The sequence below is a fragment of the Roseibium sp. ROS1 genome (assembly GCF_054658215.1).
In genome coordinates this window covers 420,159-446,167 of record NZ_BAAGIG010000002.1, presented here as the reverse complement: position 1 = coordinate 446,167, position 26,009 = coordinate 420,159, and the positions used below count along the sequence as shown (strand labels likewise).

22 protein-coding genes are annotated in these 26,009 nt (G+C 58.1%); 10 read left to right on the top strand and 12 right to left on the bottom strand.

The annotated features are described in order from the left end of the window. Window positions 1-38 precede the first annotated feature (38 nt). From dapA to ACYQ6M_RS10240, 3 genes are all read right to left on the bottom strand, one after another. Entirely contained in the window at window positions 39-917 is an 879-nt protein-coding gene (gene dapA / locus ACYQ6M_RS10250; RefSeq protein WP_077290297.1) for a 4-hydroxy-tetrahydrodipicolinate synthase, read from the bottom strand. A gap of 143 nt (window positions 918-1,060) precedes the next feature. Further along, a complete protein-coding gene (locus ACYQ6M_RS10245) occupies window positions 1,061-1,345 on the bottom strand; it encodes a YciI family protein (RefSeq protein WP_168687842.1) in 285 nt (94 codons plus the stop codon). A gap of 40 nt (window positions 1,346-1,385) precedes the next feature. After that, window positions 1,386-1,979, bottom strand: a complete 594-nt coding sequence (locus ACYQ6M_RS10240) for a TetR/AcrR family transcriptional regulator (protein ID WP_460073632.1) — start codon at window positions 1,977-1,979, stop codon at window positions 1,386-1,388. 541 nt (window positions 1,980-2,520) lie between these two features. On the opposite strand from ACYQ6M_RS10240, the gene egtB reads away from it, so the two are divergent. Both egtB and egtD read left to right on the top strand, forming a co-directional pair. After that, window positions 2,521-3,786, top strand: a complete 1,266-nt coding sequence (gene egtB / locus ACYQ6M_RS10235) for an ergothioneine biosynthesis protein EgtB (RefSeq protein ID WP_460073630.1) — start codon at window positions 2,521-2,523, stop codon at window positions 3,784-3,786. Continuing rightward, entirely contained in the window at window positions 3,786-4,748 is a 963-nt protein-coding gene (egtD, locus tag ACYQ6M_RS10230) for an L-histidine N(alpha)-methyltransferase (RefSeq protein WP_460073628.1), read from the top strand. Before egtB ends, egtD begins: the two co-directional genes overlap by 1 nt. 89 nt (window positions 4,749-4,837) lie before the next feature. Here egtD and ACYQ6M_RS10225 read toward each other — a convergent pair whose 3' ends face one another. Further along, window positions 4,838-5,728 carry an alpha/beta fold hydrolase gene (locus tag ACYQ6M_RS10225; protein WP_460073626.1) on the bottom strand — a complete coding sequence of 297 codons (891 nt, stop codon included), beginning with the start codon at window positions 5,726-5,728 and terminating at the stop codon, window positions 4,838-4,840. Window positions 5,729-6,041: 313 nt separating this feature from the next. On the opposite strand from ACYQ6M_RS10225, the gene ACYQ6M_RS10220 reads away from it, so the two are divergent. From ACYQ6M_RS10220 to ACYQ6M_RS10205, 4 genes are all read left to right on the top strand, one after another. After that, a complete protein-coding gene (locus ACYQ6M_RS10220) occupies window positions 6,042-6,911 on the top strand; it encodes a MurR/RpiR family transcriptional regulator (protein WP_055659167.1) in 870 nt (289 codons plus the stop codon). A 52-nt stretch (window positions 6,912-6,963) separates the two neighbouring features. Then, window positions 6,964-7,932, top strand: coding sequence for a TAXI family TRAP transporter solute-binding subunit (locus ACYQ6M_RS10215; RefSeq protein WP_023000225.1), 969 nt, complete (start codon window positions 6,964-6,966; stop codon window positions 7,930-7,932). Window positions 7,933-8,116: 184 nt separating this feature from the next. Next, window positions 8,117-10,753: a TRAP transporter permease gene (locus ACYQ6M_RS10210; RefSeq protein ID WP_062491755.1), complete on the top strand. Its 2,637-nt coding sequence runs from the start codon at window positions 8,117-8,119 to the stop codon at window positions 10,751-10,753. Then, complete coding sequence (locus tag ACYQ6M_RS10205; RefSeq protein ID WP_023000227.1) at window positions 10,750-11,181, top strand: universal stress protein; 432 nt, start codon at window positions 10,750-10,752, stop codon at window positions 11,179-11,181. Before ACYQ6M_RS10210 ends, ACYQ6M_RS10205 begins: the two co-directional genes overlap by 4 nt. A gap of 4 nt (window positions 11,182-11,185) precedes the next feature. On the opposite strand, the gene ACYQ6M_RS10200 is transcribed toward ACYQ6M_RS10205, so the two are convergent. Beyond that, a complete protein-coding gene (locus ACYQ6M_RS10200) occupies window positions 11,186-12,073 on the bottom strand; it encodes a LysR family transcriptional regulator (protein ID WP_460073623.1) in 888 nt (295 codons plus the stop codon). Window positions 12,074-12,168: 95 nt separating this feature from the next. On the opposite strand from ACYQ6M_RS10200, the gene ACYQ6M_RS10195 reads away from it, so the two are divergent. Next, window positions 12,169-13,428 carry a M24 family metallopeptidase gene (locus tag ACYQ6M_RS10195; protein WP_460073621.1) on the top strand — a complete coding sequence of 420 codons (1,260 nt, stop codon included), beginning with the start codon at window positions 12,169-12,171 and terminating at the stop codon, window positions 13,426-13,428. A gap of 8 nt (window positions 13,429-13,436) precedes the next feature. Here the strand turns inward: ACYQ6M_RS10195 and ACYQ6M_RS10190 are convergent, their stop codons facing one another. Together ACYQ6M_RS10190 and ACYQ6M_RS10185 are read right to left on the bottom strand one after the other, a co-directional pair. Then, window positions 13,437-14,021: a hypothetical protein gene (locus tag ACYQ6M_RS10190; RefSeq protein WP_460074622.1), complete on the bottom strand. Its 585-nt coding sequence runs from the start codon at window positions 14,019-14,021 to the stop codon at window positions 13,437-13,439. A 78-nt stretch (window positions 14,022-14,099) separates the two neighbouring features. Beyond that, complete coding sequence (locus ACYQ6M_RS10185; protein ID WP_031269032.1) at window positions 14,100-15,500, bottom strand: selenium-binding protein SBP56-related protein; 1,401 nt, start codon at window positions 15,498-15,500, stop codon at window positions 14,100-14,102. Window positions 15,501-15,942: 442 nt separating this feature from the next. Between ACYQ6M_RS10185 and yghU the strand changes: the two genes are divergently transcribed. The 3 genes from yghU to ACYQ6M_RS10170 all read left to right on the top strand — a co-directional run bounded on the left by yghU (window position 15,943) and on the right by ACYQ6M_RS10170 (window position 20,238). Beyond that, window positions 15,943-16,812 carry a glutathione-dependent disulfide-bond oxidoreductase gene (gene yghU / locus ACYQ6M_RS10180; RefSeq protein WP_062489222.1) on the top strand — a complete coding sequence of 290 codons (870 nt, stop codon included), beginning with the start codon at window positions 15,943-15,945 and terminating at the stop codon, window positions 16,810-16,812. A gap of 396 nt (window positions 16,813-17,208) precedes the next feature. Then, the gene (locus ACYQ6M_RS10175) at window positions 17,209-18,792 is read left to right on the top strand and encodes a Re/Si-specific NAD(P)(+) transhydrogenase subunit alpha (protein WP_055659157.1); all 1,584 of its coding nucleotides are present in this window, start codon (window positions 17,209-17,211) and stop codon (window positions 18,790-18,792) included. 12 nt (window positions 18,793-18,804) lie between these two features. Beyond that, window positions 18,805-20,238: an NAD(P)(+) transhydrogenase (Re/Si-specific) subunit beta gene (locus ACYQ6M_RS10170; RefSeq protein WP_023000234.1), complete on the top strand. Its 1,434-nt coding sequence runs from the start codon at window positions 18,805-18,807 to the stop codon at window positions 20,236-20,238. Window positions 20,239-20,552: 314 nt separating this feature from the next. Here the strand turns inward: ACYQ6M_RS10170 and ACYQ6M_RS10165 are convergent, their stop codons facing one another. From ACYQ6M_RS10165 to ACYQ6M_RS10145, 5 genes are all read right to left on the bottom strand, one after another. Continuing rightward, window positions 20,553-21,551, bottom strand: coding sequence for an ABC transporter ATP-binding protein (locus tag ACYQ6M_RS10165; protein WP_460073618.1), 999 nt, complete (start codon window positions 21,549-21,551; stop codon window positions 20,553-20,555). Beyond that, entirely contained in the window at window positions 21,548-22,582 is a 1,035-nt protein-coding gene (locus tag ACYQ6M_RS10160; RefSeq protein ID WP_082444664.1) for a Gfo/Idh/MocA family protein, read from the bottom strand. Before ACYQ6M_RS10160 ends, ACYQ6M_RS10165 begins: the two co-directional genes overlap by 4 nt. Beyond that, window positions 22,579-23,418, bottom strand: coding sequence for a carbohydrate ABC transporter permease (locus ACYQ6M_RS10155; protein ID WP_023000237.1), 840 nt, complete (start codon window positions 23,416-23,418; stop codon window positions 22,579-22,581). Before ACYQ6M_RS10155 ends, ACYQ6M_RS10160 begins: the two co-directional genes overlap by 4 nt. A 13-nt stretch (window positions 23,419-23,431) precedes the next feature. Beyond that, window positions 23,432-24,346, bottom strand: coding sequence for a carbohydrate ABC transporter permease (locus tag ACYQ6M_RS10150; RefSeq protein ID WP_023000238.1), 915 nt, complete (start codon window positions 24,344-24,346; stop codon window positions 23,432-23,434). Window positions 24,347-24,563: 217 nt separating this feature from the next. Then, window positions 24,564-25,817 (bottom strand): ABC transporter substrate-binding protein, encoded by a 1,254-nt coding sequence (locus ACYQ6M_RS10145; RefSeq protein WP_022997635.1) that lies wholly within the window; start codon window positions 25,815-25,817, stop codon window positions 24,564-24,566. Between the last annotated feature and the right edge of the window lie 192 nt (window positions 25,818-26,009).

Below are 26,009 nucleotides of genomic sequence, written 5' to 3'. Positions count from 1 at the left end.
TTTGCAGCCACAGAGAGTACGGCGAACGAGCAGAGGCTCTAGAGCAGACCGGCGATTTCCATGGCTTTGTCGATCTCGCGACGGGTTGCCTCAGTCACCGGTGTCAGCGGCAAGCGGACATCTTCGTGGCAAAGCCCCAGTCTGGACAGGCCGTATTTGGCGCAGGCTGCGGGTGGCTCGAGGAACATCGCGGAGTGGAGAGGCAACAGGCGGTCCTGATACTCCCGGGCAAGTTCGAGGTTTTCAGCAAGTGATGCGCTCTGGAACTCGGCACAAAGGCCCGGAGCCACGTTGGCGGTCACTGAAATGCACCCTTGCCCGCCATGGGCGTTGAAACCCAGTGCAGCGGCGTCCTCTGCACTGAACTGCATGAAAGCCTTGCCGCAAAGTGCCCTTTGCTTGCTGACCCGCTCCATGCTGCCGGTGGCATCCTTCACGCCGATAATCCGCGGCCAGCGTGCCATCTCGGCCATGGTTTCCGGCAATATGTCGATCACACACCGGCCCGGAATATTGTAGAGGATGATCGGGATCGCGCTGTTGTCGTGGAGAACCTTGTAGTGGCTGAGCAGGCCTGCCTGGTTGGGCTTGTTGTAATAGGGCGTCACGACGAGCGCCGCATCTGCGCCAACGGCTTCAGCGTGCTGAAGCATGTCGAGGGATTGCGCCGTTGCGTTGGAGCCAGTCCCGGCAACAACCGGAATACGGCCGGCCACGAGATCGACGACCCGCTTGATGACGTCCTTATGCTCGATCTTGGAGACAGTCGGGCTTTCGCCCGTCGTCCCGACAGCAACCAGCCCGTCGCTGCCCTGGGCAATGTGCCACTCAACGAGACGTTCCAGCGCTTCGATGTCAACGCTTCCGTCCCTGAACGGTGTGACAAGGGCGGGAATGGATCCCTTGAGTTCGAGCATGTGGCGTCCTCCCGGATCCGCGCTGTCTGAAAGCACGGGCTCATCTCCATCGATAGTCATTCCAGATCGATGTGCCACCAAAAACCCGTCACTGGCAACCTGCCCTGTCCCTCATGAACATCTTACTGCATCATGATCCGCGATCAGGCAGCCAAAAACTCCAGGCGATCATCGAACCGCGCAGGTGTTATTTCCAGAATTTCGGCCGTCACGACACCTTCAACAACGAAAGGGTCTTCGGCAACAAATCCTTCAAGTTTTTCCAGGCTAGCGCCGTGCGCAAGGATCCCGCCGCCGCGGTTCGGCTGCAGACTGCCAACCATCAGGAAATATCCTTGCTCGAACCCGCGTTGGATCCAGGCCTTGTGGCCTTCCATGAGTTCGCCTGCCCGGGATTTGTCAGCAAAGGTGAGTGTCACGACAAACATGTCATTCTCCATGTAGGTTTTTACGAAAGGCAAAGGCGAGTTACTGGGTCTTGTTCTGCTGTGTCCCGGCGATGACGCCGTCCAGCCAGCTCAGGATTTTCGAGACTTCACGCTCGACATAGGCCTTGTCCTTGAATGCCTGGGCGAGTGTCGCGACACCCTGGCTCCAGCCAAGAACATGCATGGCATTGTCCCGCGAATTCTCACCGCAGCCGAGTTCGCGAAACTGTGTCTCAAGCCAGTCGCCGAACAGGGCCATGATCTCGTTGGCCTTGTCCCGTGAGGGATGATCGATCTTTGCCAACTCCGTCGTCAGCGTACCGACGGGACAGCCGTAAGCCATGATCTTCGCCTGGTTGACGATGACGATCCGGATAAAACATTCAATCCGTTTCCGTGCTTCATCCGCCGTCTCGTCCCATTTGGTGAGCAGCTCTTTTCGATCCGACAAACGCTTGTCGATCACGGCATCGAGGATCTCGTCCTTGGTCTTGAAATGATAATAGAAGTTGCCGCGCGAGATTTTGACCGCTGCGGCAATGTCCGCGAAGGACGTCTGCGTAAAACCTTGGGCATAGAAAAGGCTGTCCGCCGCATCCACGATCTGACGCCGTGTCTCGCCTGCCGCAACCATATCCATCTCCCTTCGTATTTTCGCATCATTCATTAGGACAAGTGACCTATTGACGAATTAGGACGGCCGTCCGAATAAGTCAAGTGAAGTTCATCAGGAAAACACCCAGGCCGCCCGAGACAGCCAGTGCGTCACTGCTGCGAAGGGTCATTTCAAGCTGACTTGAAGCGATTTTCGCTTCCCTCACATCAATGTGAACTCTGGTTGCAGCAACTCCTGACACACCCTGTCAGTAGCTGTTTTCTAGGATGGGTTTCGACGGTCACACCTGATCTGCGGGAAGGCAAAACGCAAAACTTCCATCACTCTCAACGACTTGGTGACTTTCCGCACCCGATACAACCGATTGAAAATCAATCTCAACAATGTTTCTTTTTATCAACAATACGCAACCAAGTGCCTTGATCGCGCATTTGTGCACAGGACCGGTGCAATTTCCGACATTGGAATGCCCCGTTCGCTGCCTACCTAGAAGTCGCTTGGTGGCAGACACAGGTCCGGCTGGAGGCACAGCAGCCGGTTCCCGCGTGGAGGGATTGACATGACATTGCTGGATGAGCGGACGCATGAAGCGCCTCTTTCCGCCGTTACCGACCTGTTTGATCGGGTCAGGGCACAGACACTTGCTCTCGCCGCCCCCCTCAGTCCGGAGGATATGGGGCTGCAATCCATGGAGGATGCCAGCCCGCCCAAGTGGCACATGGCACACACCACTTGGTTCTTCGAAGAATTCATCCTGAAGCCTTCGCTGCCTGGCTATCAGCCACGCGATGATCGTTTCGCCGTGCTCTTCAATTCGTACTACGTACAAGCCGGCCCGAGGCATACCCGGTCGAGAAGGGGCCTGCTTTCGCGGCCCAGCGCCACCGACGTGCTTGACTACCGCTCACACGTCGAAGACGCCCTGCGTGAAGGAGTTGCCCGAAACGCCTTTTCGCTCGAACAGGACAAGCTTGAAGAGCTGATTACCCTCGGCTGTCATCATGAGATGCAGCATCAGGAACTGCTGGTCACCGATCTCCTCCATGCTTTTTCCTTCAATCCGTTGCTGCCTGCCTATGTCGAACCAAAACCGGCACCGGTCAGCGCGGTTGAAACCGCCGAATGGGTTTCCTACGACGGTGGACTTCTCGAAATCGGCCACGACGGGACCGGCTTTGCGTATGACTGCGAAGGGCCGCGTCACAAGGTCTGGCTGGAGCCCTATCGTCTTGCGGATCGTCCCGTAACAAACGGCGAGTGGATCGCCTTCATGGAAGATGGTGGTTACTCAACCCAAACGCTCTGGCTGATGGAAGGCTGGGCCGTGCGAGAGAAGAACGGTTGGGATAGCCCCCTCTACTGGTGGCAGCAGGACGGTCAATGGTGGACCTATACCTTGCAGGGTCCAAGACCGGTTGATCTTGCGGCACCGGTTGTCCACGTCAGTTACTACGAAGCGGAAGCCTTTGCCCGCTGGGCAGGTCGCCGGTTGCCGACGGAAGCAGAGTGGGAAGCCGCTGCAGAGCCGACCCCGATCGAAGGCAATTTCCTGGAAAGCGGAGCCTTTCAGCCTGTTGGCCGCAGGCCCGGTCTTTGGGGCGATGTCTGGCAATGGACCAGCAGCGCTTTCAGTCCCTACCCAGGTTTCCGCCCCCCCGAGGGGGCCATTGGCGAATACAATGGCAAGTTCATGGTCAACCAGATGGTGCTGCGCGGCGGGTCCTGCGCGACCCCGAAGGAACAGTTGCGGTCGTCCTACCGCACCTTCTTCTATCCACACCAACGCTGGCAGATGCTCGGCCTGAGGCTGGCGGGAGATCAATGATGACCAAGCATGTTTCTCCCGAGAACCAAACGGACGAGAACCAGTCTGATATGTTTCGCGACGACATCCTCTCCGGTCTCCTCAAGGATCAGAAGGCGATCAGCAGCAAATGGCTCTACGACGATGTCGGGTCACATCTGTTCGAAGCGATCACCGAACTGGATGCCTATTACCCGACCCGAACGGAGATCTCGATCCTCGCCCAGAATGCCAGGAAATATCGCCGTCTACCGGGCGCACGCGGAGCGATGGTCGAACTGGGCAGCGGGTCCAGCCGCAAGACAGACCTGTTGCTGAATGCCTTTCCAGACCTGTCCGTCTACATGCCGATCGACATTTCAGCCAATCATCTGAAAGCTGCTGCCGAACGGGTGCGCCGCGCATACCCGTCATTGGCGGTAATCCCGGTTGCTGCCGATTTCACACAGCCCTTCGGACAACTGCCGTTGCTGCCCGAGTTGCCAGTGCTGATCTTCTTTCCCGGTTCCACGATCGGCAACTTCGAGAAAACCGAGGCAGCGGCACTCCTGTCGAACATTCGCTCAGCCATGCCGGAAGCCAGCCTGGTTATCGGTGTGGACCGGCCAAAGGATGCAAAAGTCCTGCAGGAAGCCTATGACGATCCGGCCGGGATCACAGCAGCCTTCAACCAGAACCTTTTGCAGCGGATCAACAGGGAACTGGATGGCGATTTCGACCTCGCCGCCTTCGCACACAAAGCCATCTGGAACGAGGTCGAAAGCCGTATCGAGATGCACCTGGAAAGCCTGGTTCAGCAGCAGGTCTCCATCGCCGGTGAAACCGTCGCATTCGCACAGGGCGAGACAATCCACACGGAAAACTCGCACAAATACAGCGAGGAAGCGTTCGAAGGCATCGCCAGCGAAGGCGGATGGCAGATCACGGACGTCGACAGCGACGAGAACAACTGGTTCTCGGTCTATACGTTGCAGGCTGCCTAAAGCCCTTCGACTTGGGTCACCTAACAGATGCGGGTGAGGCAGAGTTTCAAGGCCTCACCCGCCACTTACTCAAAGGTTCAGCCTGAAGCTTATTCGATCTGTGCGATGAATCCGGCCAGCACCCTGTTGAACCGGTCCGGATACTCCCAGAACATCATATGGCCACCAAAGGCCTGCACCGAGCTGTTGGGCGTATGGACGGCAAGGTAGGCCTTGGCACTGTCGGACCAGTGATCGGCGATCACGAAGGCCGACGGCAGCTTCGCATCGACCTCCTTGGCCGTCTCCAGGTAATTGCTGAAATTTCCGGCTGCCAGATAGGCCGCGGCCACGAATGGTGGCGACTTGGTCGACTGGTCAACAATCCAGCGTGACAGTTCCGGCGTGTAGTCCTGTTCGATCATGACCTCGTCGGCATACCAGTTGATGACGTTGCGTTGGCCTTCAGCTGACTGAATGCCGCTGTAAAGTTCCGCAATTTCCGCGACACTTCCCTCAGCCCAGTCGCCGTCGTTACCGGTTAGCGGTGTCGGCGAAAGATCGATGCACATATGGGCGGACGCAGCATCCACAGACCTTGTCTTGATGAATTCCCAAGTGGTCAGGCAACCGAATGACCACCCCACCAGCACCGGCCTTTCGACCTTGAGATGATCAAGCAACTTTGCAAGGTCCGCCCCCTGGGTAACGTAGTTATTGCCTTCCAGTGTCAGCGTCGAGCGGCCGTGGCTTCGAGGATCGAAGGTGATGACCCGGTGCTCTTTCGCAAAGGCCTCGATCTGATGTTCGAACACCTGTGTGGTGAAGGTCCAACCGGGAACAAACACGATCGGAAGACCCGATCCGTGATCCTCGTAATAGAGATCGACCCCAGGCTCGACTTCAAAGAAGTCACCGGCAATTGCCGGAGCTGCCATTGCAAGTGTCAACAGCACCGACCGGGCACATGTGGCCAAAGTTCTCGATGTGTAGTCAGTCATGTCTCTCTCCCCTTATGGTCACAGGAAAAGCGCAATGCCCCCAATGGATTATATCATTAACAAAACCTTAACGTGTACAAAAATTTCAAAAATCAATTTATGCGTGTATTTTTATCAGTGACGTTTTGAGCAGGTTCCGAGAACCGTCATCACCGCGCCAAACCACTTGGACAGGGACATTTTACTGCCTTGCGAGTGCGGGCAGGACGGGCAAAACCGTAGGGATTTCCGGTAGAAAGGGAGGGATCGTTTTCAACGCGAAACATTTGTTTCACAAATTGACAATGTAAAAAACAAATGAAACAGTAACCGGATGGAAACCATTTCGCCGCCCCATCTTCGCACCGCAATTTCGGCCAATTATGCCGACCTGAGCGATGCATTGCGTACGGCAGCGGATTACATTGCGGAAAACCAGGTGGAAATCGCCACCCGCAGCCTGAGGTCGGTCGCATCGGCCAGTGGTGTTTCGCCGGCGAGCTACACCCGACTTGCAAGGGCACTGGGTTTTTCTGATTACGAAGCGTTGCGCGAACAGGCCCGGAACGAGTTGAGCCACCGTGGGCGAGACACGTTTCAGGACAAGGCCAGGAAGCTGCGCTCGGATGCCGACCTGCCTTTGCTGCCACGCCAGGTCTCCGCTTGCATCGACAACATCAAGGCACTGGTGGACGACATTGACCCGGCCGTTCTGGATGCTGCCGTCGACCGGCTCAGCCAGTCCCGCAAGATCATCCTTATAGGCGCCCTCGCCTCAGCAGGTTTTACCGACTATTTCGCCTATCTGGCCAAGTGGTTCGATGACAGGTGGGTCGTTGCCGGGCGCAATGGAGCCACTCTGGGCAGCACACTTGCCGGCATTACATCGGCCGACACGGTCATCGTCCTATCCAAGCACCCTTATGCCCACCGTTCGGTACGCGCGGCAAAAGTGGCGGCAGGAAATGGTGCACAGGTGATCGTCCTGACCGACAGCCACGCCTTTCCAGGGTTGCAATTCGCGAATTACCACTTCATACAACGCACTGAAAGTCCACACTTTTTCTCGTCTTACGCAGCCACGCTTGTGCTTATCGAAACCATTACAGGCATGCTGGTTGCGCGGGCCGGAGCCGAGGCGGAAGCCCGGATCCAGGAGGTCGACAGACACAATCGTCTGCTCGACGAATTTGAAAACGTCTAGCGTGGATCGCCATGCCGGACACAAGAATTCAAACAAAGGGAAGCCAAGTCAAATGATGATGAAACTGAACCTTGCGGGCGCCGTCATGGCGACCAGCATCGCATTCACCGGCGCAGCCTCTGCAGAGCAATTCATCACCATCGGCACTGGTGGTGTGACTGGCGTTTACTATCCGACCGGCGGAGCCATTTGCCGGCTCGTCAACAAGGGCCGCAAGGACCATGGCATTCGTTGCTCCGTGGAATCCACCGGCGGGTCCGTCTACAACATCAACACGGTGCGTGAAGGCGAACTGGAGTTTGGTGTTGCGCAGTCCGATTGGCAGTATCACGCTTACAACGGCACCTCGCAGTTCGAGGAAAAAGGCCCGTTCGAAGACCTGCGAGCCGTCTTCTCCGTGCACCCCGAGCCGTTCACCGTCGTTGCACGCGCCGATAGCGGCGTCACGTCCTTCGAGGACCTGAAAGGCAAGCGGGTCAACATCGGCAACCCGGGTTCCGGTCAGCGCGGCACCATGGAAGTTCTGATGGAAGCGATGGGCTGGTCCACGGATGACTTCGCGCAGGCGACCGAGCTGAAGGCCGCAGAACAGTCTGCCGCCCTCTGCGACAACCAGATCGATGCCATGGTTTACACGGTCGGCCACCCGTCCGGTTCCATTCAGGAAGCGACCACGGCGTGCGATTCCAAACTCGTGAACGTTGACGGCCCGGTTGTCGGAAAGCTGATCGAAGACAACAGCTACTACCGCAAGGCCACCATCCCGGGCGGCATGTATCGCGGCAATGACGAAGACGTCACCACATTCGGTGTCGGCGCGACCTTCATCACGTCCGCCAAGGTAGACGATGAAGTCGTCTACACGCTGGTCAAGTCAGTGTTCGAGAACTTCGATGCCTTCAAGAAGCTGCATCCTGCCTTTGCCAACCTGAAGCCGGAAGAAATGGTGAAGGACGGCCTGTCCGCACCGCTTCATCCGGGTGCTGCGAAGTACTACCAGGAACAGGGCTGGATCAACTAATCCTTGCCAACATTTCGGGTCCGGACCTTGTCCGGGCCCGTTTCTCTGCTGCGGCCCATTGAACGACATTTTGGCCAAGGCATTTCTTGAATGAATTAACAGATGCCACGGGCTGCGTGGTTGTCGGGTGCCAGTCGAGCGCAACGCCAATGTTGTGCTTCAGCCGGAAGACCGGGGGAACTTCATGTCTGAACAGAACCAGCCGAACGGACGGGACCAACGACAGGGACTATCCGAAGAAGAACTTCAGGAACTCGTCGCCTCCTCCGATTCCGGGTCCAGGAACCCTGCCGGGTCCGTCGGGATGATGATCGCCACCGTGGCCCTGATCTGGTCCTGCTTCCAGGTTCTGCTCGCCTCCCCCATCGTCTACTACGTCCTGCCGTCGGACATCATCAACAACAGCCGACAGGTGCATCTGGCGTTTGCGATGTTCCTGGCATTCATGGCCTACCCTGCACTTTCGAGCAGTCCAAGACACCGAGTCCCGATCCAGGACTGGGCCCTGGCGTTTTTCGGCGCCTTCATTTCGCTTTACGGCTTCTTCTTCTACGACAAGATCGTTGCCAACGGCGGTCTGGCCGACGACACCGACAAGTGGTTTGCCCTTGCCGGTATCGTGGTCCTGTTTGAAGCCGCGCGCCGGGCACTCGGCCCGGCCATGGCCATCGTCGCAACCGTATTCCTGCTCTACGTCTTCTTCGGCTCCTCAGAATGGGTCCCGGAGGTCATCCGCTGGAAGGGCGCTTCGCTGCAAAAGGCGATGAGCCACATGTGGATTACGTCAGAGGGTGTCTTCGGTATCGCGCTCGGTGTCTCCACCAAGTTCGTCTTCCTGTTCGTGCTCTTTGGCGCTTTGCTGGACAAGGCGGGCGCGGGCAACTACTTCATCAAGATGGCCTTCGGCGCGCTCGGTCACCTGAAGGGTGGCCCGGCCAAGGCAGCCGTTGTCGGCTCTGCAGCCACCGGCCTCATTTCCGGCTCATCCATCGCAAACGTCGTTACCACGGGCACATTCACCATTCCGCTGATGAAGCGCGTCGGCTTTACCTCTGAACAAGCGGGATCGGTCGAGGTCGCATCATCCGTGAACGGCCAGATCATGCCGCCGGTGATGGGCGCTGCCGCCTTTCTGATGGTCGAGTATGTCGGCATTTCCTATGTCGACGTGATCACTCACGCCTTTCTGCCGGCCGTGATTTCCTACATCGCGCTGGTCTATATCGTGCACCTTGAAGCCGTTAAGCGGAACATGCCAACCATCGGGCACAAGACCGTTTCAACCCTGCGCACGATCATCGGCATGTTCGTGTTTTTCGCGGCCTTTGCCGCTCTTTGCTATGGCGTGCAATACCCGGTCGGATGGATTGTCGCCCTGGTACCGGAAGGCGCGTCGTGGATCCTCGCGCTACTGGTTTTCCTTGCCTATATCGCTCTGTTGAAACTGGCTGCCAGCGTCGATGACCTTCATCCGGACGACCCCAATGCCAAGGAAATCACGCTTCCGGATATTTCCCAGATCTACAAGGCTGGTCTCTACTACCTGCTTCCGATCGTCGTGCTCGTCTACTTCCTGATGATCGAGCAGAAGTCACCGGGCCTTTCAGCCTTCTGGGCAACGGCTCTGCTCTTCGCGATCCTTCTGACCCAGCGTCCGATCAAGGCGATCTTCCGGGGCGAGAACGAGACAGTCGAAGCCTTCAAGGAGGGCGTCAACGACCTCGTCCACGGCATGATCGACGGTGCCCGCAACATGATCGGCATCGGCCTTGCGACCGCAACAGCCGGCATCATCGTCGGCACGGTCACCCTGACCGGCATCGGCCAGGTGATGGCAGATCTCGTCGAGTTCGTATCCGGTGGCAATCTGGTGCTGATGCTGGTCTTCGTTGGCGTCCTGTCGCTGATACTTGGCATGGGTCTGCCGACAACGGCCAACTACATCGTGGTGTCTTCACTGATGGCCGGGGTCGTGGTCGAACTCGGTGCGCAATCCGGACTGATAGTTCCGCTCATTGCCGTACACCTGTTCGTCTTCTATTTCGGCATCATGGCGGACGTAACGCCACCCGTAGGTCTAGCCTCCTTTGCCGCGGCGGCGGTGTCAGGAGGCGATGCCATAAAGACCGGGTTCACGGCATTCTTCTATTCTCTGCGGACGGTCGCTCTGCCCTTCGTCTTCATCTTCAACACCGATCTTCTCCTGATCGACGTCACGGTGACCCAGGGCATACTCGTCTTCATCATGGCGACGATTGCCATCCTTGTGTTTACCGCAGGCACCATGGGCTATTTCCTGACCAAGAACAGGATCTACGAGAGTGTTGCCCTGGTGCTGGTCGCCTTCGTGCTGTTCCGTCCGGATTTCTTCATGAACCGGATCCAGCCTCCGTTCGAGATCGTCTCGCCGGACCGTTTCGTCCAGGCAGTTGGCGATGCACCTGCAGGCAGCGAGATCCGTCTGGTGCTGAGTGGTCCGGATTTCGACACCGGCAACACGATGGAAACGCGCATTGCGATCACGCCCGGAAGCGAAGACGGGGGCGAAGCCAGATTGCAGGCGCTTGGCCTGACGACCCTCGAAGAAGACGGTGTTCTGAAGCTGGAGGAACCCTTCCCCGGGACGCCCTACTTCGAACAGCTCGGAACGTTCGACTTCTACGGCGACGAACCCGTGGTCGTTAAAGAAGCTCGCCTCGAGGCGGATCAGTTGCCGAAGGAGCTGATCTATATTCCGGGGCTTCTGCTTCTGGCCCTTGTCTTCATGCTCCAGCGCGCCCGCGCAGGCCGGACCAACCGTGAAGAAGGAGTAGCGGCATGACGAAATCCATCTTGTGCGCCGTCGACGTCCAGCAGGTCGACGACACCAAGGTTCTGGAAACGGCCGACAAGCTCGCCCGTCTGGACGGTGCCCAGCTCGATGTGATCACGGTCGTCCCGAGCGCCGGCATCAATCTTGTCGCTTCCTATTTCGACGAGAACTTCCAGGGTCAGATGGTGGCGGAAACCCAGAAAAAGCTGGTCGAGAAGGTCTCAAGCGTCCTCGGAGCGGAAAGAAACAGCGAAATCCGGCATCTGGTCGCCACCGGCTCCATTTACGAGGAAATCCTGGAAGTTGCGAAAAAGACCGGGGCAGACCTTATTGTCATTGGCGCCCACCAGCCGCATCTGAGCGAATTCCTGCTCGGACCAAACGCGGCAAGGGTCGTCCGTCACTCGAAATGCTCGGTTTATGTGGTGAGGAACTGACGCCTCAGCCGGCTTCCAGCAGCGCGGATTTCAATCGCTTGGCCTCTGTGCCGAGCGGCCGCATGTTCGGCCAGGCGATGTAATAGCCCATTCCCGTCTTGAGCGTAGCGCCTTCCAGCGGCACGAGCCTTCCCGAAGAAATCTCTTCCCGCAACAATGGCAAGGCGCCAAGCGCAATGCCGTGTCCCTTCAGGGCCCGCCCTATAGACTGATTGTAGCTTGCACATGACTGAACAGGCCAATCTTTCAGATCCAATCTCCCTGTCCGCTGGATCCAGCCTGTCCAATCGATCCAGTTCGGAGCAAGACGCGGGTAGTTGAGAAGCGCCGGCTGTTTCCCACCACCTCCTGACCGCAGGGCGTCAATAATTTCCGGCATTCCAACAGGTGTCAGGACTTCCTGAAACAACAATTCCGACTGCCAGCCCGGGAACCGGCCGTCCCCGTGCAGGATGACAAGGTCGTGCTCTGGTTTGAGCAGGTCTCCCAGATCGTCTGCTGTTGCCAGATTGAACAGGCAGGCTTCGTCTGACAGTGCAAATTCCTTGAGCTTAGGCTGGAGCCAGAAGGCAGCAAGTGCCGTTACAGACGCAATCCGCACGACAGGCCTCTCCGGCACTTTCAGTGCACTCAGCGCCTGCGTCAGATAATCCAGCGTCATGCCGGTCTTCTCGGCAAGATATGTTCCTGCTTCTGTCGGCTGAAGCCTGCGGCCGGACCGCTCGAACAGGTCGACGCCCAGCCAGTCTTCCAGCTGCCGAATGCGTTTGGAAACGGCGGCCTGGGTCACGAAGAGTTCTTCGGCAGCCTCTGTAAAGTTCAAATGACGCATGGCGGCTTCAAAGAAGACCAACGTGTCGAGCGGCGGGAGTGATTTTCGATAGGCTTGCATTACTGAAGGTTATCCAATGACCCGATTTTTTCCAGTCTTTTAAAGAATCGAAGCTCGCCCGATATTCCATCCAGTTGAACTGGAGACGATGACAAATGGCGGAACTGGACTGGCACGCGGAGCGCAGCGACCTTCAGGGACTGGCGCAGCTTGACCGCGCACCCGAGGTGGAAGGGATCGATCTGGTGGCCGTGCGCACATACCGGCAGCAGCGTGTGCGGCAAAAGATGGCTGAATATGGTGTTGATGCGGTAATCCTCTCCGACCCGGTCAACATCCGCTATGCGACCGGCACGCGGAACATGCAGGTTTTTTCCATGCGCAATGCCCCGTCGCGCTACCTGCTGCTGACCCAGAACCGCTCCATTCTATTTGAGTTCACCGGCTGTCTTCATCTTGGAGAGGGCTATGAAACCGTCGACGAGGTCCACCCCTCTAAAACCGCGAGCTTTGTCGCTGCCGGTCCTCATATTGCAGAGCGCGAACGCGCCTGGGCGGCGGAGATGGCCGATACCATTCATGAGCTGACAGGCTTGAAGGACGCCACGGTGGGGCTGGAACGGCTTAATGCGGGAACAGCCATCGCGCTGAAAGAAGCCGGGCTCGACGTGGTCGACGCGCAGCAACCCGTGGAGATGGCGCGCGCGATCAAATCGCCGGAAGAAATGAAATGCGTGATTGCTTCGTTGCGCGCGACGGAAATAGGCGTCGGCAAGCTGCGTGAAGCAATTCGCCCGGGGCTTACCGAAGCCGAACTCTGGTCAGTGCTGCACAAGTCGATCATCGCGCAGAACGGCGACTATGTCGAAACGAGGCTGCTGAATGCTGGCGCGCGCACCAATCCATGGTTCCAGGAAACATCTGACAACGTCATCGGCGCGAACGAGCTGATAGCCCTCGATACGGATGTTGTCGGCTGCCACGGTTATTATGCCGACTTTTCACGCACCTTCCACTCCGGTCCGGACCGGCCGACGGACACCCAGCGCGAACTTTACAAGGTCGCCTACGAACAGGTTCACTACAACATGGGCATTCTGAAACCCGGAATGAGCTTCCGGGAATATGCCGACCGGGCGTGGAACATCCCCGACCGCTACTATGCAAACCGTTACTATCTGTCTGCCCATGGCTGCGGCATGACCGGCGAATACCCCTACCTCTATCACCATGGCGACTTTCCGGACGCCGGTTATGACGGTGTCGTGGAACCGGGCATGACACTGTGTGTCGAAAGCTACATTGGCGAGGATGGTGCCAAGGAAGGCGTCAAGCTGGAGCAGCAGGTCCTGATCACCGAAACCGGCATCGAGACCCTGTCGAGGTTTCCGTTCGAGGCACATCTGCTGACCTGATGAGCAGCTCAGCTCCGGAGCGCCAGGACAAGGGCAAACAAACCGACGAAAACGAGGCTGGTTGCCCAGACCCTGTCCAGGTTGAACCACGCCTTTTGCAGGAACCGCAGGCCCAGCCAGAAATAGACGCCGATGGCCAGCAGGCCACCGGCAAGCGCCATGGCGAGCGTGTGGACCGCGGCCACGAGCGACGCCATCCTCAAATCTGCCCCCATGAGTGTTTCGGCCGCCGCGTGGCCTGCCTCCTGCTCCATTGCGCAGATGCCCAGGTAGATCGGCACCAGCATGAGCCCTGCCCCATGGGCAATCGCCACCAGAAACGACCAGAGGCCGAGCTTCGCCGGTGAAATACGGGCCAGAAAGCGCGGATGGCGATCAGCGATCAGCAGGTACAGCCCCATGCCGATCACCAGACAAGCGGCGCCAATGCGGATTTCCCGTTCCAGGGAAACCAGCGTGATCATTGCCGAAAAAGGCAAGAGAATAACCAGCATTGCCGCCAGATGCCCAACCGCCAGCAGCAACAAGGCACGCGGCAGGGCCAACGCGCGTTGTTCCATCAAGGCAGCAGACACCGCCAGCGGCCAACCCATGCCCGGGTTCACGCCGTGATAGAGACCAGACGCAATGACGGCCCACCAGAGAGCCGACAAACTTGCCTCTTCCAAAACCTAGACCGACGGGAAGCAGAAACTGTCGGTAGAGCAGTCCCCGCCTTCAAGCCGGATCTGGTGCGACCTGTAGCCCGCCGGGAATTCGACCCAGAAATCCGGATCGAGCGTCAGTCCGCCACCGGCTCCAACACGGGCCATCACCATCGCGGCGCCGCGCTCGCCCGGATAGAACTGTTCGTCCCAGGTGGAATAGAGCGAGTTGGTCCAATAGACGCGCTGACCATCCCGGCTGATCTCGACCATTTGCGGTCCGTAACCGAAGTCCTTGCCGTTCGGATGTTTCGTCTTCTTCACGATCCCGCCGATCTCGACCTTGCCAGCGAGCGTCGGGTTCATTGGGTCGGAGACATCATACTGATGCATTTCACCGGTGCCCCAGCATGCGACATAGAGATATTTGTCATCGAGACTCAGGTCGATGTCGGTCACCAGCGGTGGAACAGCGGAAAACCCCTTCAGCATTTCAGGCAGGTCTGCGGGATCGGCCGGCTGCGGGTCGATGGTGATGGTCTTCCTGGCTTCAAACGTGCCATCGTCCTTGCGCCACCAGGTGAAGATCGCCCCTTGCAGGTTGGTTGTGTCGACGACAACGCCACAAAAGCCGTATTGTTTGGCGGGATCATGGGCAGGGCGAACCTCGAGCGCCATCTGGTGGTTTTCACCCAGATCGATGGTCTGGATGTTCTTTCTCCCGCGCAGATCCCAGAAATGAAGGCTGTGGCCGTATTTATTGGACAGAAGGTCTTCTGCAACGAGACCGTTCTCGAACTGCGGCGGCAGTCCCCACTCCGACGACACCATGTAGTCGCGCGGCAGGTTCCACCAAAAATCATAGTGTTTGTCCTGGATGCCACGATCCATTTCATACCGGCCGAGAATGTCGAAAGTCTCGCAGTCCATGATAAAGATGCCCGGAGGCCCGTCGGTGCCATCCGCACCGCCTCCTCCAAGGGTCGAGACATAGATGCCTTCCGGCCCGCAATGAATGGTGTGCGGGCGGGAATAGCCTGTCTTGGCGAAGACTTCTTCCGGTTCGATGATCTTGTGAATTTTCGCTTGAAGCGGCTCTTTCACGTCAACGACGTAGATGCGCGACGACCGGATTCCCGGGATGATCAGGTAACGGCGCTCGAGAAAGGCATGCCCTGTCAGCGGCGACAGCGCCGAGGAACAGGCGTTCCACCCGAAATGGTGGAATTCGTCTCCCTTGTTCGGCATGAAGACGGTATGCACGATCTTGCCGTAGTCAGGACTTTGCGGATCGACATTGACGACAGCCAGACCATCGGGTTGAGAAAAATCTGGACTGAGCATCAAGGTGAAAGCCAGCTTCTCAACCGGCGCTTCCATAGCCATGCGCGGCGTCGGATAAAAACTCGGATCGGGCCTTAAATTCATGTCGTCCTCCCTAAACGTGATGACATTCAAGACGGGATGTCCGCATTCCTTTTCTTGTTGTTACCGACCTCCCGAATTCGTCTCCTATGCTGCTTGTCCTGCAATTTGCAGCCGGGCCGCGCCAATGATCACGGTGCCGACCATTGGCATTTCCAAATGCGACTTTAGTACAATGCCTGAAATACGATCAGGGGTCGATGGCGAAAACGCATCCTAACTTTGATGAAGAAGAAAGAACAGAAAACCTCGAAACGGGAACTTATCGCGACCCGGTTTCAGCCAGGCTCGATTTTGCGCAATAATATGCCTCAGAACAAAAATCGACCCTAGGCAATCCTGCCATTGCCGCCTATTTAATCGTAAGATTGCGATGGATCGAACCAACCTTGGCTCCGATCCACGCCTTCCTTTACTGCCCGACCCGTTCCGGAGACCCTTTCACATGAGTGACCCGACCTACACCCCGCCCAAAGTCTGGACCTGGGAACAGCCGAGCGGCGGCCAGTTCGCCAATATCAACCGGCCGATTTCCGGTTCAACCCACGAAAAGGACCGGCCTGTCGGCAAGCATCCGCTTCAGCTTTATTCTCTGGCGACCCCGAACGGCGTCAAGGTGACGGTGATGCTCGAGGAGTTGCTCGCACTCGGTCACAAGGGCGCTGAATATGATGCCTGGCTGATCAAGATCAACGAAGGCGATCAATTCTCCAGTGGCTTCGTGGAAGCCAATCCCAATTCCAAGATCCCGGCCCTTGTCGACCACTCGACCGAAACCCCGACGCGCGTGTTCGAATCCGGTTCCATTCTGCTGTATCTGGCCGAGAAATTCGGTGAATTCCTGCCCAAGGATCCGGCGAAGCGCACCGAAACGCTGAACTGGCTGTTCTGGCAGATGGGATCCGCCCCTTATCTTGGCGGCGGCTTCGGCCATTTCTACGCCTATGCGCCGGAAAAGTACCAATACCCCATCGATCGCTTCGCAATGGAAGCCAAGCGCCAGCTTGACGTCCTCGACAAGGCGCTGGCTGATCGCCCCTACATCGCCGGTGACGACTACACCATCGCCGACATGGCGATCTTTCCCTGGTATGGCGGAATGGTTCTTGGCCGCGCCTATGACGCGGCGGAATTCCTCTCCGTTCACGAATACAAGAATCTCCTGGCCTGGGCCCAGAAGATCGATGCCCGCCCGGCGGTTGTTCGCGGGCGCAAGGTGAACCGGACCTGGGGAGAAGATCACGAGCAGCTTCCGGAGCGTCATGATGCCGCGGATCTGGACGCAAAAGCCGCGCTGGACCCGGCAGCAGAATAAATTTTCGTCCGGCAGCGGCTCTTTCCCCAGGAACCGCTGCCGGGGTTTTACGCACGACCAGTCTTTGGTCATTTTGCCTTGATATGTGTATAGGGCCGGGAAAATTTACTAATTCCGGGCCTTATTTGAGTATTCCGACTGCCGAATGCCCTCGCCCACAGTTTCCGATACCCCTATTTTGTAAATCCCGTGAAATTTATATCGCGCTACTCTCACTGTGCAGTGCGGTAATACCCTCCAAATTCAATCGCAAGACACCTTGTCATAAGTAATATTTTCGTTTCTAAATTCGCAGCACGTTTGTGAGGGACAGGACGCACGGGGGGAGTTTGTTAGCCAATCCGGCCAACTTGCCCTTACCAAAGGCCAATTCCTCGACACTTGCTGGAGAGACGTATGCCAGAAGCCCTAAAGATCGGCACACCAAAGGAAACCTTCCCCGGGGAGAACCGTGTGGCGATGACACCCGAATCCGCAAAGCAGCTGCAGAAGCTTGGCTTCTCCTGCCTTGTGCAAAGCGGAGCCGGGACCGCCGCCGGATTTTCCGACCAAGCTTATGAAGAAGCCGGCGTTGAAATCGTCAAGACTGCCGCAAGTCTTTGGAAGAAATCGGACATCGTAACCAAGGTCCGGCAGCCCGATGACAAGGAATTGGGCTATCTGACAAAGGACAAGACCCTGATTTCCTTCTTCAACCCGGGTGGGAACACCGACGGGCTGGAAAAGGCGAAGGAATCGGGCGCCAGCGTCATTGCCATGGAGATGGTGCCGCGTATCTCGCGTGCCCAGAAGATGGATGCTCTCAGCTCCATGGCCAACATCGCCGGATATCGCGCCGTTATCGAGGCGGGCAACAATTTCGGCCGCTTCTTCACCGGCCAGATCACTGCTGCAGGCAAGGTGCCGCCTGCGAAGGTCTTGGTCGTGGGAGCAGGCGTCGCGGGTCTGGCGGCCATCGGCACATCCACGTCGCTCGGCGCGATCACCTATGCATTCGACGTGCGCCCGGAAGTGGCCGAGCAGGTCGAATCGATGGGCGCTGAATTCGTTTATCTGGATTTTGAAGAAGAACAGCAGGATGGCGCTGCGACCGGCGGTTATGCCAGCGTTTCCTCACCAGAGTTCCGCGAAGCCCAGCTTGCAAAATTCCGGGAACTGGCTCCGGAGATGGACATTGTCATCACCACGGCACTGATCCCGAACAGGGATGCACCGAAGCTGTGGCTGGAAGACATGGTCAAGGCCATGAAGCCGGGCTCGGTCATCGTCGATCTTGCCGCCGAACGCGGCGGCAACGCGGAAGGAACGGTCAAGGACGAGAAGGTCGTCACCGAGAATGGTGTCACGATCATCGGCTATACCGACTTCCCCTCGCGCATGGCCGCTCAATCGTCCACGCTTTATGCCACCAACATCCGCCATATGCTGACCGACCTGACGCCCGAGAAGGATGGTCAGATCGTTCACAACATGGAAGACGACGTCATCCGTGGCGCGACCGTGACCCATGAAGGCGAGATCACCTTCCCGCCGCCGCCGCCCAAGGTGCAGGCAATCGCGGCGAAATCGAAGGAAAAGCCGAAGGAACTGACGGCGGAAGAAAAGCGTGCGCAGGAAACTGCCGCCTTCAAGGCGCAGACCAAGCAGCAGGTGACCCTGCTGGCGGTTGGTGGCCTGCTTCTGCTGCTGGTGGGCCTCATCGCCCCGGCCAGCTTCATGCAGCATTTCATCGTTTTCGTGCTCTCGGTATTCGTCGGTTTCCAGGTGATCTGGAACGTCAGTCACTCGCTGCACACGCCGCTGATGGCTGTCACCAACGCCATTTCGTCGATCATCATTCTCGGCGCGCTGATGCAGATCGGATCCGGATCGTTCCTGGTCATCCTGCTGGCAGGCCTGTCCGTCTTCATGGCCGGGATCAACATCTTCGGCGGTTTCCTCGTCACCCGGCGCATGCTCGCCATGTTCCAGAAATCCTAAGGAGGCCGGCAGATGGAATTCGGTTTCACGACCGCCGTTTACGTTGTTGCGGCTGTTCTGTTCATCCTGTCTCTGGGAGGCCTTTCCGGCCAGGAAAGCGCCAAGCGCGCCATCTGGTACGGTATCGCCGGCATGGGACTGGCCGTTGTTGCCACCCTGATCGGTCCGGGCTCCGGCCTGTGGCTCCTGTCTCTCATCCTGATCGCTGCCGGCGGCATCATCGGTTATTTCGTGGCGCAGCGCGTCCAGATGACCGAAATGCCCCAGCTGGTCGCCGCCATGCACTCACTCGTGGGTCTGGCCGCCGTGTTCGTCGGCTACAATGCCTATATCGAGCTCGGCAACGTGCTGGCGATGGGCGAGGAAGAGCGCAATGCGCTTGAGGGCTTCGCCGCCATCCTGGCGCACAAGACCCCGATCGAACAGTCGATCCTGAAGGTTGAAGTGTTCCTTGGCGTCTTCATCGGTGCCGTTACGTTCACCGGCTCTGTCGTCGCTTTCGGCAAGCTGGCCGGCAAGCTGACCTCCAAGGCGGAAAAACTGCCTGGTGGCCACATGCTGAACGCAGGTGCGGCCGCCCTCAGCGTCATCTTGTTGCTGATGTTCCTGAACGGGGCCGGCATCTGGACGCTGGTTCTGATGACGCTGCTGGCGTTCTTCATCGGTTACCACCTGATCATGGGCATCGGCGGCGCCGACATGCCTGTTGTGGTGTCGATGCTGAACTCCTATTCGGGCTGGGCCGCGGCCGCCATCGGCTTCTCGCTTGGCAACGATCTGCTGATCGTCGTCGGCGCGCTCGTCGGTTCTTCCGGTGCGATCCTGTCCTACATCATGTGCAAGGCGATGAACCGCTCGTTCGTCTCCGTTATCCTCGGCGGCTTCGGCAACACCACCGGTCCGGCCATGGAAGTGGAAGGCGAACAGATCGCCATCGACAGCGATGGTGTTGTTGCGGCGCTTGAAGATGCCGACAGCGTCATCATCGTTCCGGGCTATGGCATGGCAGTTGCCCAGGCACAGCAGTCGGTCAGCGAACTGACCAAGCGCCTGCGCTCCAAGGGCAAGGAAGTGCGCTTCGCGATCCATCCGGTCGCAGGCCGCCTTCCCGGCCATATGAACGTGCTCCTGGCCGAAGCCAAGGTGCCGTATGACATCGTTCTGGAAATGGACGAGATCAACGAGGACTTCCCGTCAACGGATGTCGTGATCGTCATTGGTTCCAACGACATCGTCAATCCGGCTGCCCAGGAAGACCCGAACTCGCCTATCGCCGGCATGCCGGTTCTGGAAGTCTGGAAAGCGAAGCAGGTCTTCGTTTCCAAGCGCGGCCAGGGCACCGGTTACTCCGGCATCGAGAACCCGCTGTTCTACAAGGAGAACACGCGCATGTTCTACGGCGACGCCAAGGCCAGCCTCGACAAGCTGCTGACCCAGATCGGCTAAGTCTGAGTAACGAGATATCGAGAAGCCGTCCCGGGAGACCGGGGCGGCTTTTTTTGATGACAGAGCCACGCCTCCTCCACCGTCATTCCGGACAAGCGCAACACAAGTTGCGCGCCGATCCGGAACCCAGATATCAGCGTGAACGCAGCGAACACCGTTGCTCTTTCAAGCTCTGTGTGCCGTTGGCACGAGTATGTCTGGATTACGGATCGGCGTTCGGCTTTGCCTCACTTTTCCGGAATGACGGCCCCAAAAAACAAAGGCCACCGGGATCACTTCCAGGTGGCCTTTGTGTTGTTTCTAAAAGAAGTGTGCTACCCGCGCAGGCGGGCGCCGTCCTTGTCGAAATAGAACGACTTGCCTTCCGCGATGCCGAAGCTCAACTCAGCACCCGGCTTGATCTCGTGCTGGCCGAAGAGCCGTGCAGTGATCTGCTGGTCTTGCACCTTCGCGATCACGTTGGTGTCGCCGCCGAGCTGTTCCACATGCTGCACAGACGCTTTCAGTTGCCCATGGTCACTCAGGAACAGGTCTTCCGGGCGCACTCCCAACGTGCGGGCATCGCCTTCACTGACCAGGCTTGCGGGCATGAAATTCATGGCCGGCGAACCGAGGAACCCTGCCACGAACTGGTTGACCGGATTGTTGTAAAGCTCCATCGGGCTGCCGATCTGCTCGACGCGGCCAGCGCGCAGGACCACGATCTTGTCGGCCAGCGTCATGGCTTCGGACTGGTCGTGGGTCACATAGATCATTGAGGTCTTGAGTTGCTGATGCAGGTTGGCGATTTCCAGCCTTGTGTTCATGCGCAGCGCTGCATCAAGGTTCGACAGCGGCTCGTCGAACAGAAATAGTTTCGGATGGCGCACGATGGCCCGGCCGATCGCGACACGCTGGCGCTGACCACCGGAGAGTTCCGACGGATAGCGGTCGAGATAGTCCTCCAGGTTCAGCATGCGGGTTGCCTCGGCAACGCGCTGGTCGATCACCTGCTTGCTCTGCTTTTCCTGCTTGAGCGCCAGTGTCATGTTGTTGCGCACGTTCAAATGCGGATAAAGCGCGTAGCTCTGGAACACCATGGCAATGCCGCGTTTGGACGGCGGCGTCGTGTTCACGATCTCCCCGCCGATACTGACCTCGCCGGAGGAGACGTCTTCAAGACCTGCAATGACCCGCAACAAGGTGGACTTGCCACACCCTGACGGTCCGACGAAGACGACAAACTCGCCGTCTTCCACTTCGAGATTGATGTCCCTCAGGACATGGACGTTGCCGAACGACTTGTTGACGTTGGTCAGGGTTAGCGCCGTCATGGCGTTAGCTCCTTTAGCATGACTGAGTGACCGGTGCGGATGCTTTCGTCGGCGGCAAGGCATATTGCCAGAGACCGGACGGCATCCAGCATGTGCCGGTTGAGATCGATGTTTTCCGAAATCGCACGAAGCATGAAAGCCTGCTCGGCGTCGCAAAGTTCCTGATGACCGGGTTCACCCGGCAGATCGATGCGCCGGTCACCTTCCGGGCGATGGACCAGAAGCCCGCCGACCCTGGTGTGGCCGTCAACATCGGCCGATGCGCCCTTGTCGTCCTCGACTATCGAAACGGAGCCTGCGGGCGAAACGACATCCTTCACGAAGAAGGCGGTCTCGGACATCATCGGGCCCCACCCGGCTTCGTACCAGCCGACCGACCCATCGTCGAAGAAGACCTGAAACTGACCGTAGTTGTACATGTCCGGGCCGATTTCGTCGGAAAGCCGCAGCCCCATGCCGTGCACCTTCACGGGTTCGGCGTCGGTAATCTGGCACCAGACATCGACATAATGCACACCGCAATCGACGATGGGAGCAGTCGTCTGCATCAGGGCCTTGTGGGTTTCCCACTCCGCTCCCGAGCTCTGCTGATTGAGGTTCATGCGGAAGACATATGGTCCGCCGAGCCCCCGCGCCTCCTCAATCAGCCGTACCCAGGACGGATGATGCCGCAGGATATAGCCGACCGCGAGTTTGCGGCCGGTTTCCCCGGCGCAAGCAACCACCCGCTTTGCATCGGCCACGGTTGTCGCCAACGGTTTTTCGACAAATACATGAGCGCCTGCCTGCATCGCCGCAACCGCATAATCCGCATGGGTGTCGGAATAAGTGGAGATCACCACCAGGTCCGGTTTGGAGGTATCCAGTGCCTGCGCGTAATCCGTGAACACCGGATAGCCGGCAAGATCCGGATGGGTCACCCGTCCGGAACGGTTGACGAGACCGACGATCTCGGCGTCCGCATGCTTGTGGTGAGCCAGGGCGTGGGAAAGTCCCATGTTGCCAAGGCCGACGATCAGAACCCGGATCATTTGACAGCTCCCGAGGTAATGCCGCGAATGAGCTGGCGTGAGAAAATGACGTAAAGAACGAGCACCGGCAGGATCGCCATCGAAAGAGCGGACAGGACCGCGTTCCAGTCGGTAACGAACTGGCCGATGAACACCTGACTGCCCAGGGTCAGGGTCTTGGTTTCTTCAGCAGGCGCCAGGATCAGCGGGAACCACAGATCATTCCAGATCGGGATCATGTTGAAGACGGCAACTGTCGCCATCGCCGGGCGCACGAGCGGCAACACAAGGCGGAAGAAGATCGTGTATTCCGAGAGCCCGTCGATACGTCCGGCGTTCTTCAGGTCATCTGACACCTGCCGCATGAATTCGCTCAGGATAAAGACAGCCAGCGGCAGCCCCTGCGCCGTATAGACCAGGATCAGCGCCATCAGCGAGTTGACCAGACCGGTGGCAACCATCATTTCCAGAATGGCCACGGTGCCGATCCGGATCGGGATCATGATGCCGAGTGCCAGATAAAGGCCCATCAGCATGTTGCCCTTGAAGCGGTATTCGCTCAGGGCAAAGGCCGCCATTGCCCCGAACAGCAGGATGAAGGTCAAGGACACCACGGTGACGATCATGGAGTTCTGGAAGTAGAGGAAAAAATCCCCCTGCTTCATGACCGTCTGGTAGCCGATCATCGAGAAGCTTTCGGCATCCGGCAGTGCCAGCGGTTCCCTGAAGATCGCCTTGCGGGTCTTGAAGCTGTTGACCAGGATCACGAAGACCGGGAACAGCGCGATCAGCGTATAGAGGATCAGGGCGCCGTGCATGGCGGCGGTGTTGAGCGGGTTGGTACGCGCCTTGTTCATGTGACGACCTCCCTTACAGCTGATATCTGCGCATCCGGGTCTGGATGCCGAAGAGGTAGAGACAGACGCCGATCAGGATGATCGCGAACATGGCGCTTGCGATTGCCGAGCCCATGTAGGGATCGCCCAGCTGAAGCTGGAATCCGAAGAACGTGCGGTACATGAAGGTGCCGAGAATATCGGTCGAGAAGTCCGGCCCGGCCAGTGCCCCCTGTGCCGTGTAGATCAGGTCGAAGGCGTTGAAATTGCCGACGAAGGTCAGGATCGAAATGATGCCGATGGACGGCAGGATCAGCGGCAGCTTGATCTTCCAGAAGGCCGACATGCCGGTGATGCCGTCAATTTCACCAGCTTCCAGTATCTCTTCGGGAATGGACAGCAGCGCGGCATAGATGAGCATCATCGGGATGCCCACGAACTGCCAGACCGAAATGAGCGACAACGTGGTCAGTGCGTACTCTTCCTTGCCGAGCCAGGGCGCGAACAGGAACTTCAGACCGACGGCATCCAGCATGGACGGAGCAATGCCCCAGATCGGCGACAGGATCAGTTTCCAGGCGAAACCGACAATCACGAAGGACAGAATTGTGGGAATGAAGATCGCCGAGCGGTAGAAGGCCGCAAACCGCAGTCGCGGATGGCTGAGGATGGCCGCCAGGGCGATGCCGATAGGGTTCTGAACCAGCATATGAATGATGAAGAACCAGAAATTGTTCCCCAGCGCGTTCCAGAACTGATCCGACCAGAGTGGATCGCCAAGAAGCGTGGTGAAATTCTGCAGCCCCACGAAGACGCGCTCCTGGTCAATCTTGCTGTAGAGGGCAAGACGAAGCGTGTTGAAGAGGGGAAAGATCATCACGGCCGTGTAAACAAGGACCGCTGGGGCCAGGAACACGACGATATGCCAGCGGAATCGAGGCCTGCTCATAAAAAGCTCCGGTCAAATGCCCCGGGCAGGCAGACGCCTGCCCGGGATATAGACGTCCCTGGGGCAGGCAGTAGCCTGTCCGGGATATAGACTTTCCTTGGGCAGGCAGAGGCTTGCCCGGGATACAAACTTCCCTTGGGCAGACAGAGGCCTGTCCAGGTCCAGAGTTCCCGGACGATGCGAACACCGCCAGGGAACCGTTTGTCATTCGTGCAGATTACTTCTGCGGCTCGTACCAGCTCGCCAGACCGTCTTGCAGCTTCTTGCCGAGTGCCTCAGGCGTTTCCGTGCCCTTGATAGCGGCGGCAGATGCGCCCCAGGTTTCGTTTTCCAGGTTCGGCGTGCCACGAGACAGGATCTGGTAGGTGGACCTGATGGTGCTTTCGCACTCGCCGCGCCAGCTGGCGAATTCCTTCGCAAGCGGATCTTCCAGTTCAACCGGCGTCTTGGACAGCGGGAAGAAGCCCGGCAGAGCGTTGCCGAAGATGGTGGCGAATTCAGGAGACGCCACCCAAGCCAGGAATTCCTTTGCCTGTTCGGGATGCTCGGTCTTGGCGTTCATGCCGATGCCAATGTCGGTATGATCGGAGATGTAGCACTTGTCACCAGCGTTGCGGAGCGGCGGCTTGAAAGCGCCCATTTCGAAATCGGCCTGTGTGTTGAAGCCCGAAATTTCCCAGCTGCCGGCCGGATAGACCGCTGCCCGGCCAAGCGTGAAAATGTTCTGGCTGTCCGGATAGGTCTGGGCCTCATAGCCATCGCCCAGGTAAGGTGCCCACTTTGCCAGCGTGGCGTAAGGGGCAACCCACTGCTCGTCGGTGAGCTTCTGCTCGCCGGCGATCAGAGCCTTGCGGCCTTCCTCACCCTTCCAGTAGTTCGGACCGATGTTGTTGTAGCCCATGGTGGCCGCTTCCCACTGGTCATTGGTGCCCATGGCCATCGGGATATAGGTGCCGTCTTCCTTGATCTTGTCGAGAGCGGCGAAGAACTCTTCCTCGGTCGTCGGGACTTCGATGCCCAGCTCGTTGAAAGCATCCTTGTTGTAGATGAAGCCGTGGATCACGGCAGCCATCGGCACGCAGAAACTTGCCGAACCGTCGTCCGTCTGCCAGGCAGCCTTGGCAACGTCTGAGAAGTTGTTCATGGCGTCCATGTCGGACAAGTCCGCCAGATGTCCGGCATCATAAAGCGCCAGCGAGGCGTCGAACGGACGGCAGGTGATCAGGTCACCCGCGGAGCCGGCATCAAGCTTGGAGTTCAGTACGGCATTGTATTCTGTCGGTGCGGACGGGGTGAATTTCACCTTGATGCCCGGATGCGAGGCTTCAAAAGCCGGAATGATCTTTTCCTGCCACAGCGCCAGATCGTCGTTGCGCCAGCTTTCGATCGTCAGCGTGACATCTTCAGCAAAAGCCGTCGACGTAAAGAGCGCAGTGCTGGCCATCGCCAGAGCTAGAATATTGCGTTTCATAAGACACCTCCGAAAAGTTCCATCCATTGCTGGACGTTCAAAATTGTCCGCTCACGGCGTTGGAGCCCGTCCCGCTTCCCGGCGCGGCCGGCCCTAATGGGACCTTCCGTTGCCATTCGCGTTTTTGTTTTACCGCCAGATACAGAACAATATGCGCCGGAGAGCATCAGCCCTCCTGCTCATTTCATATAA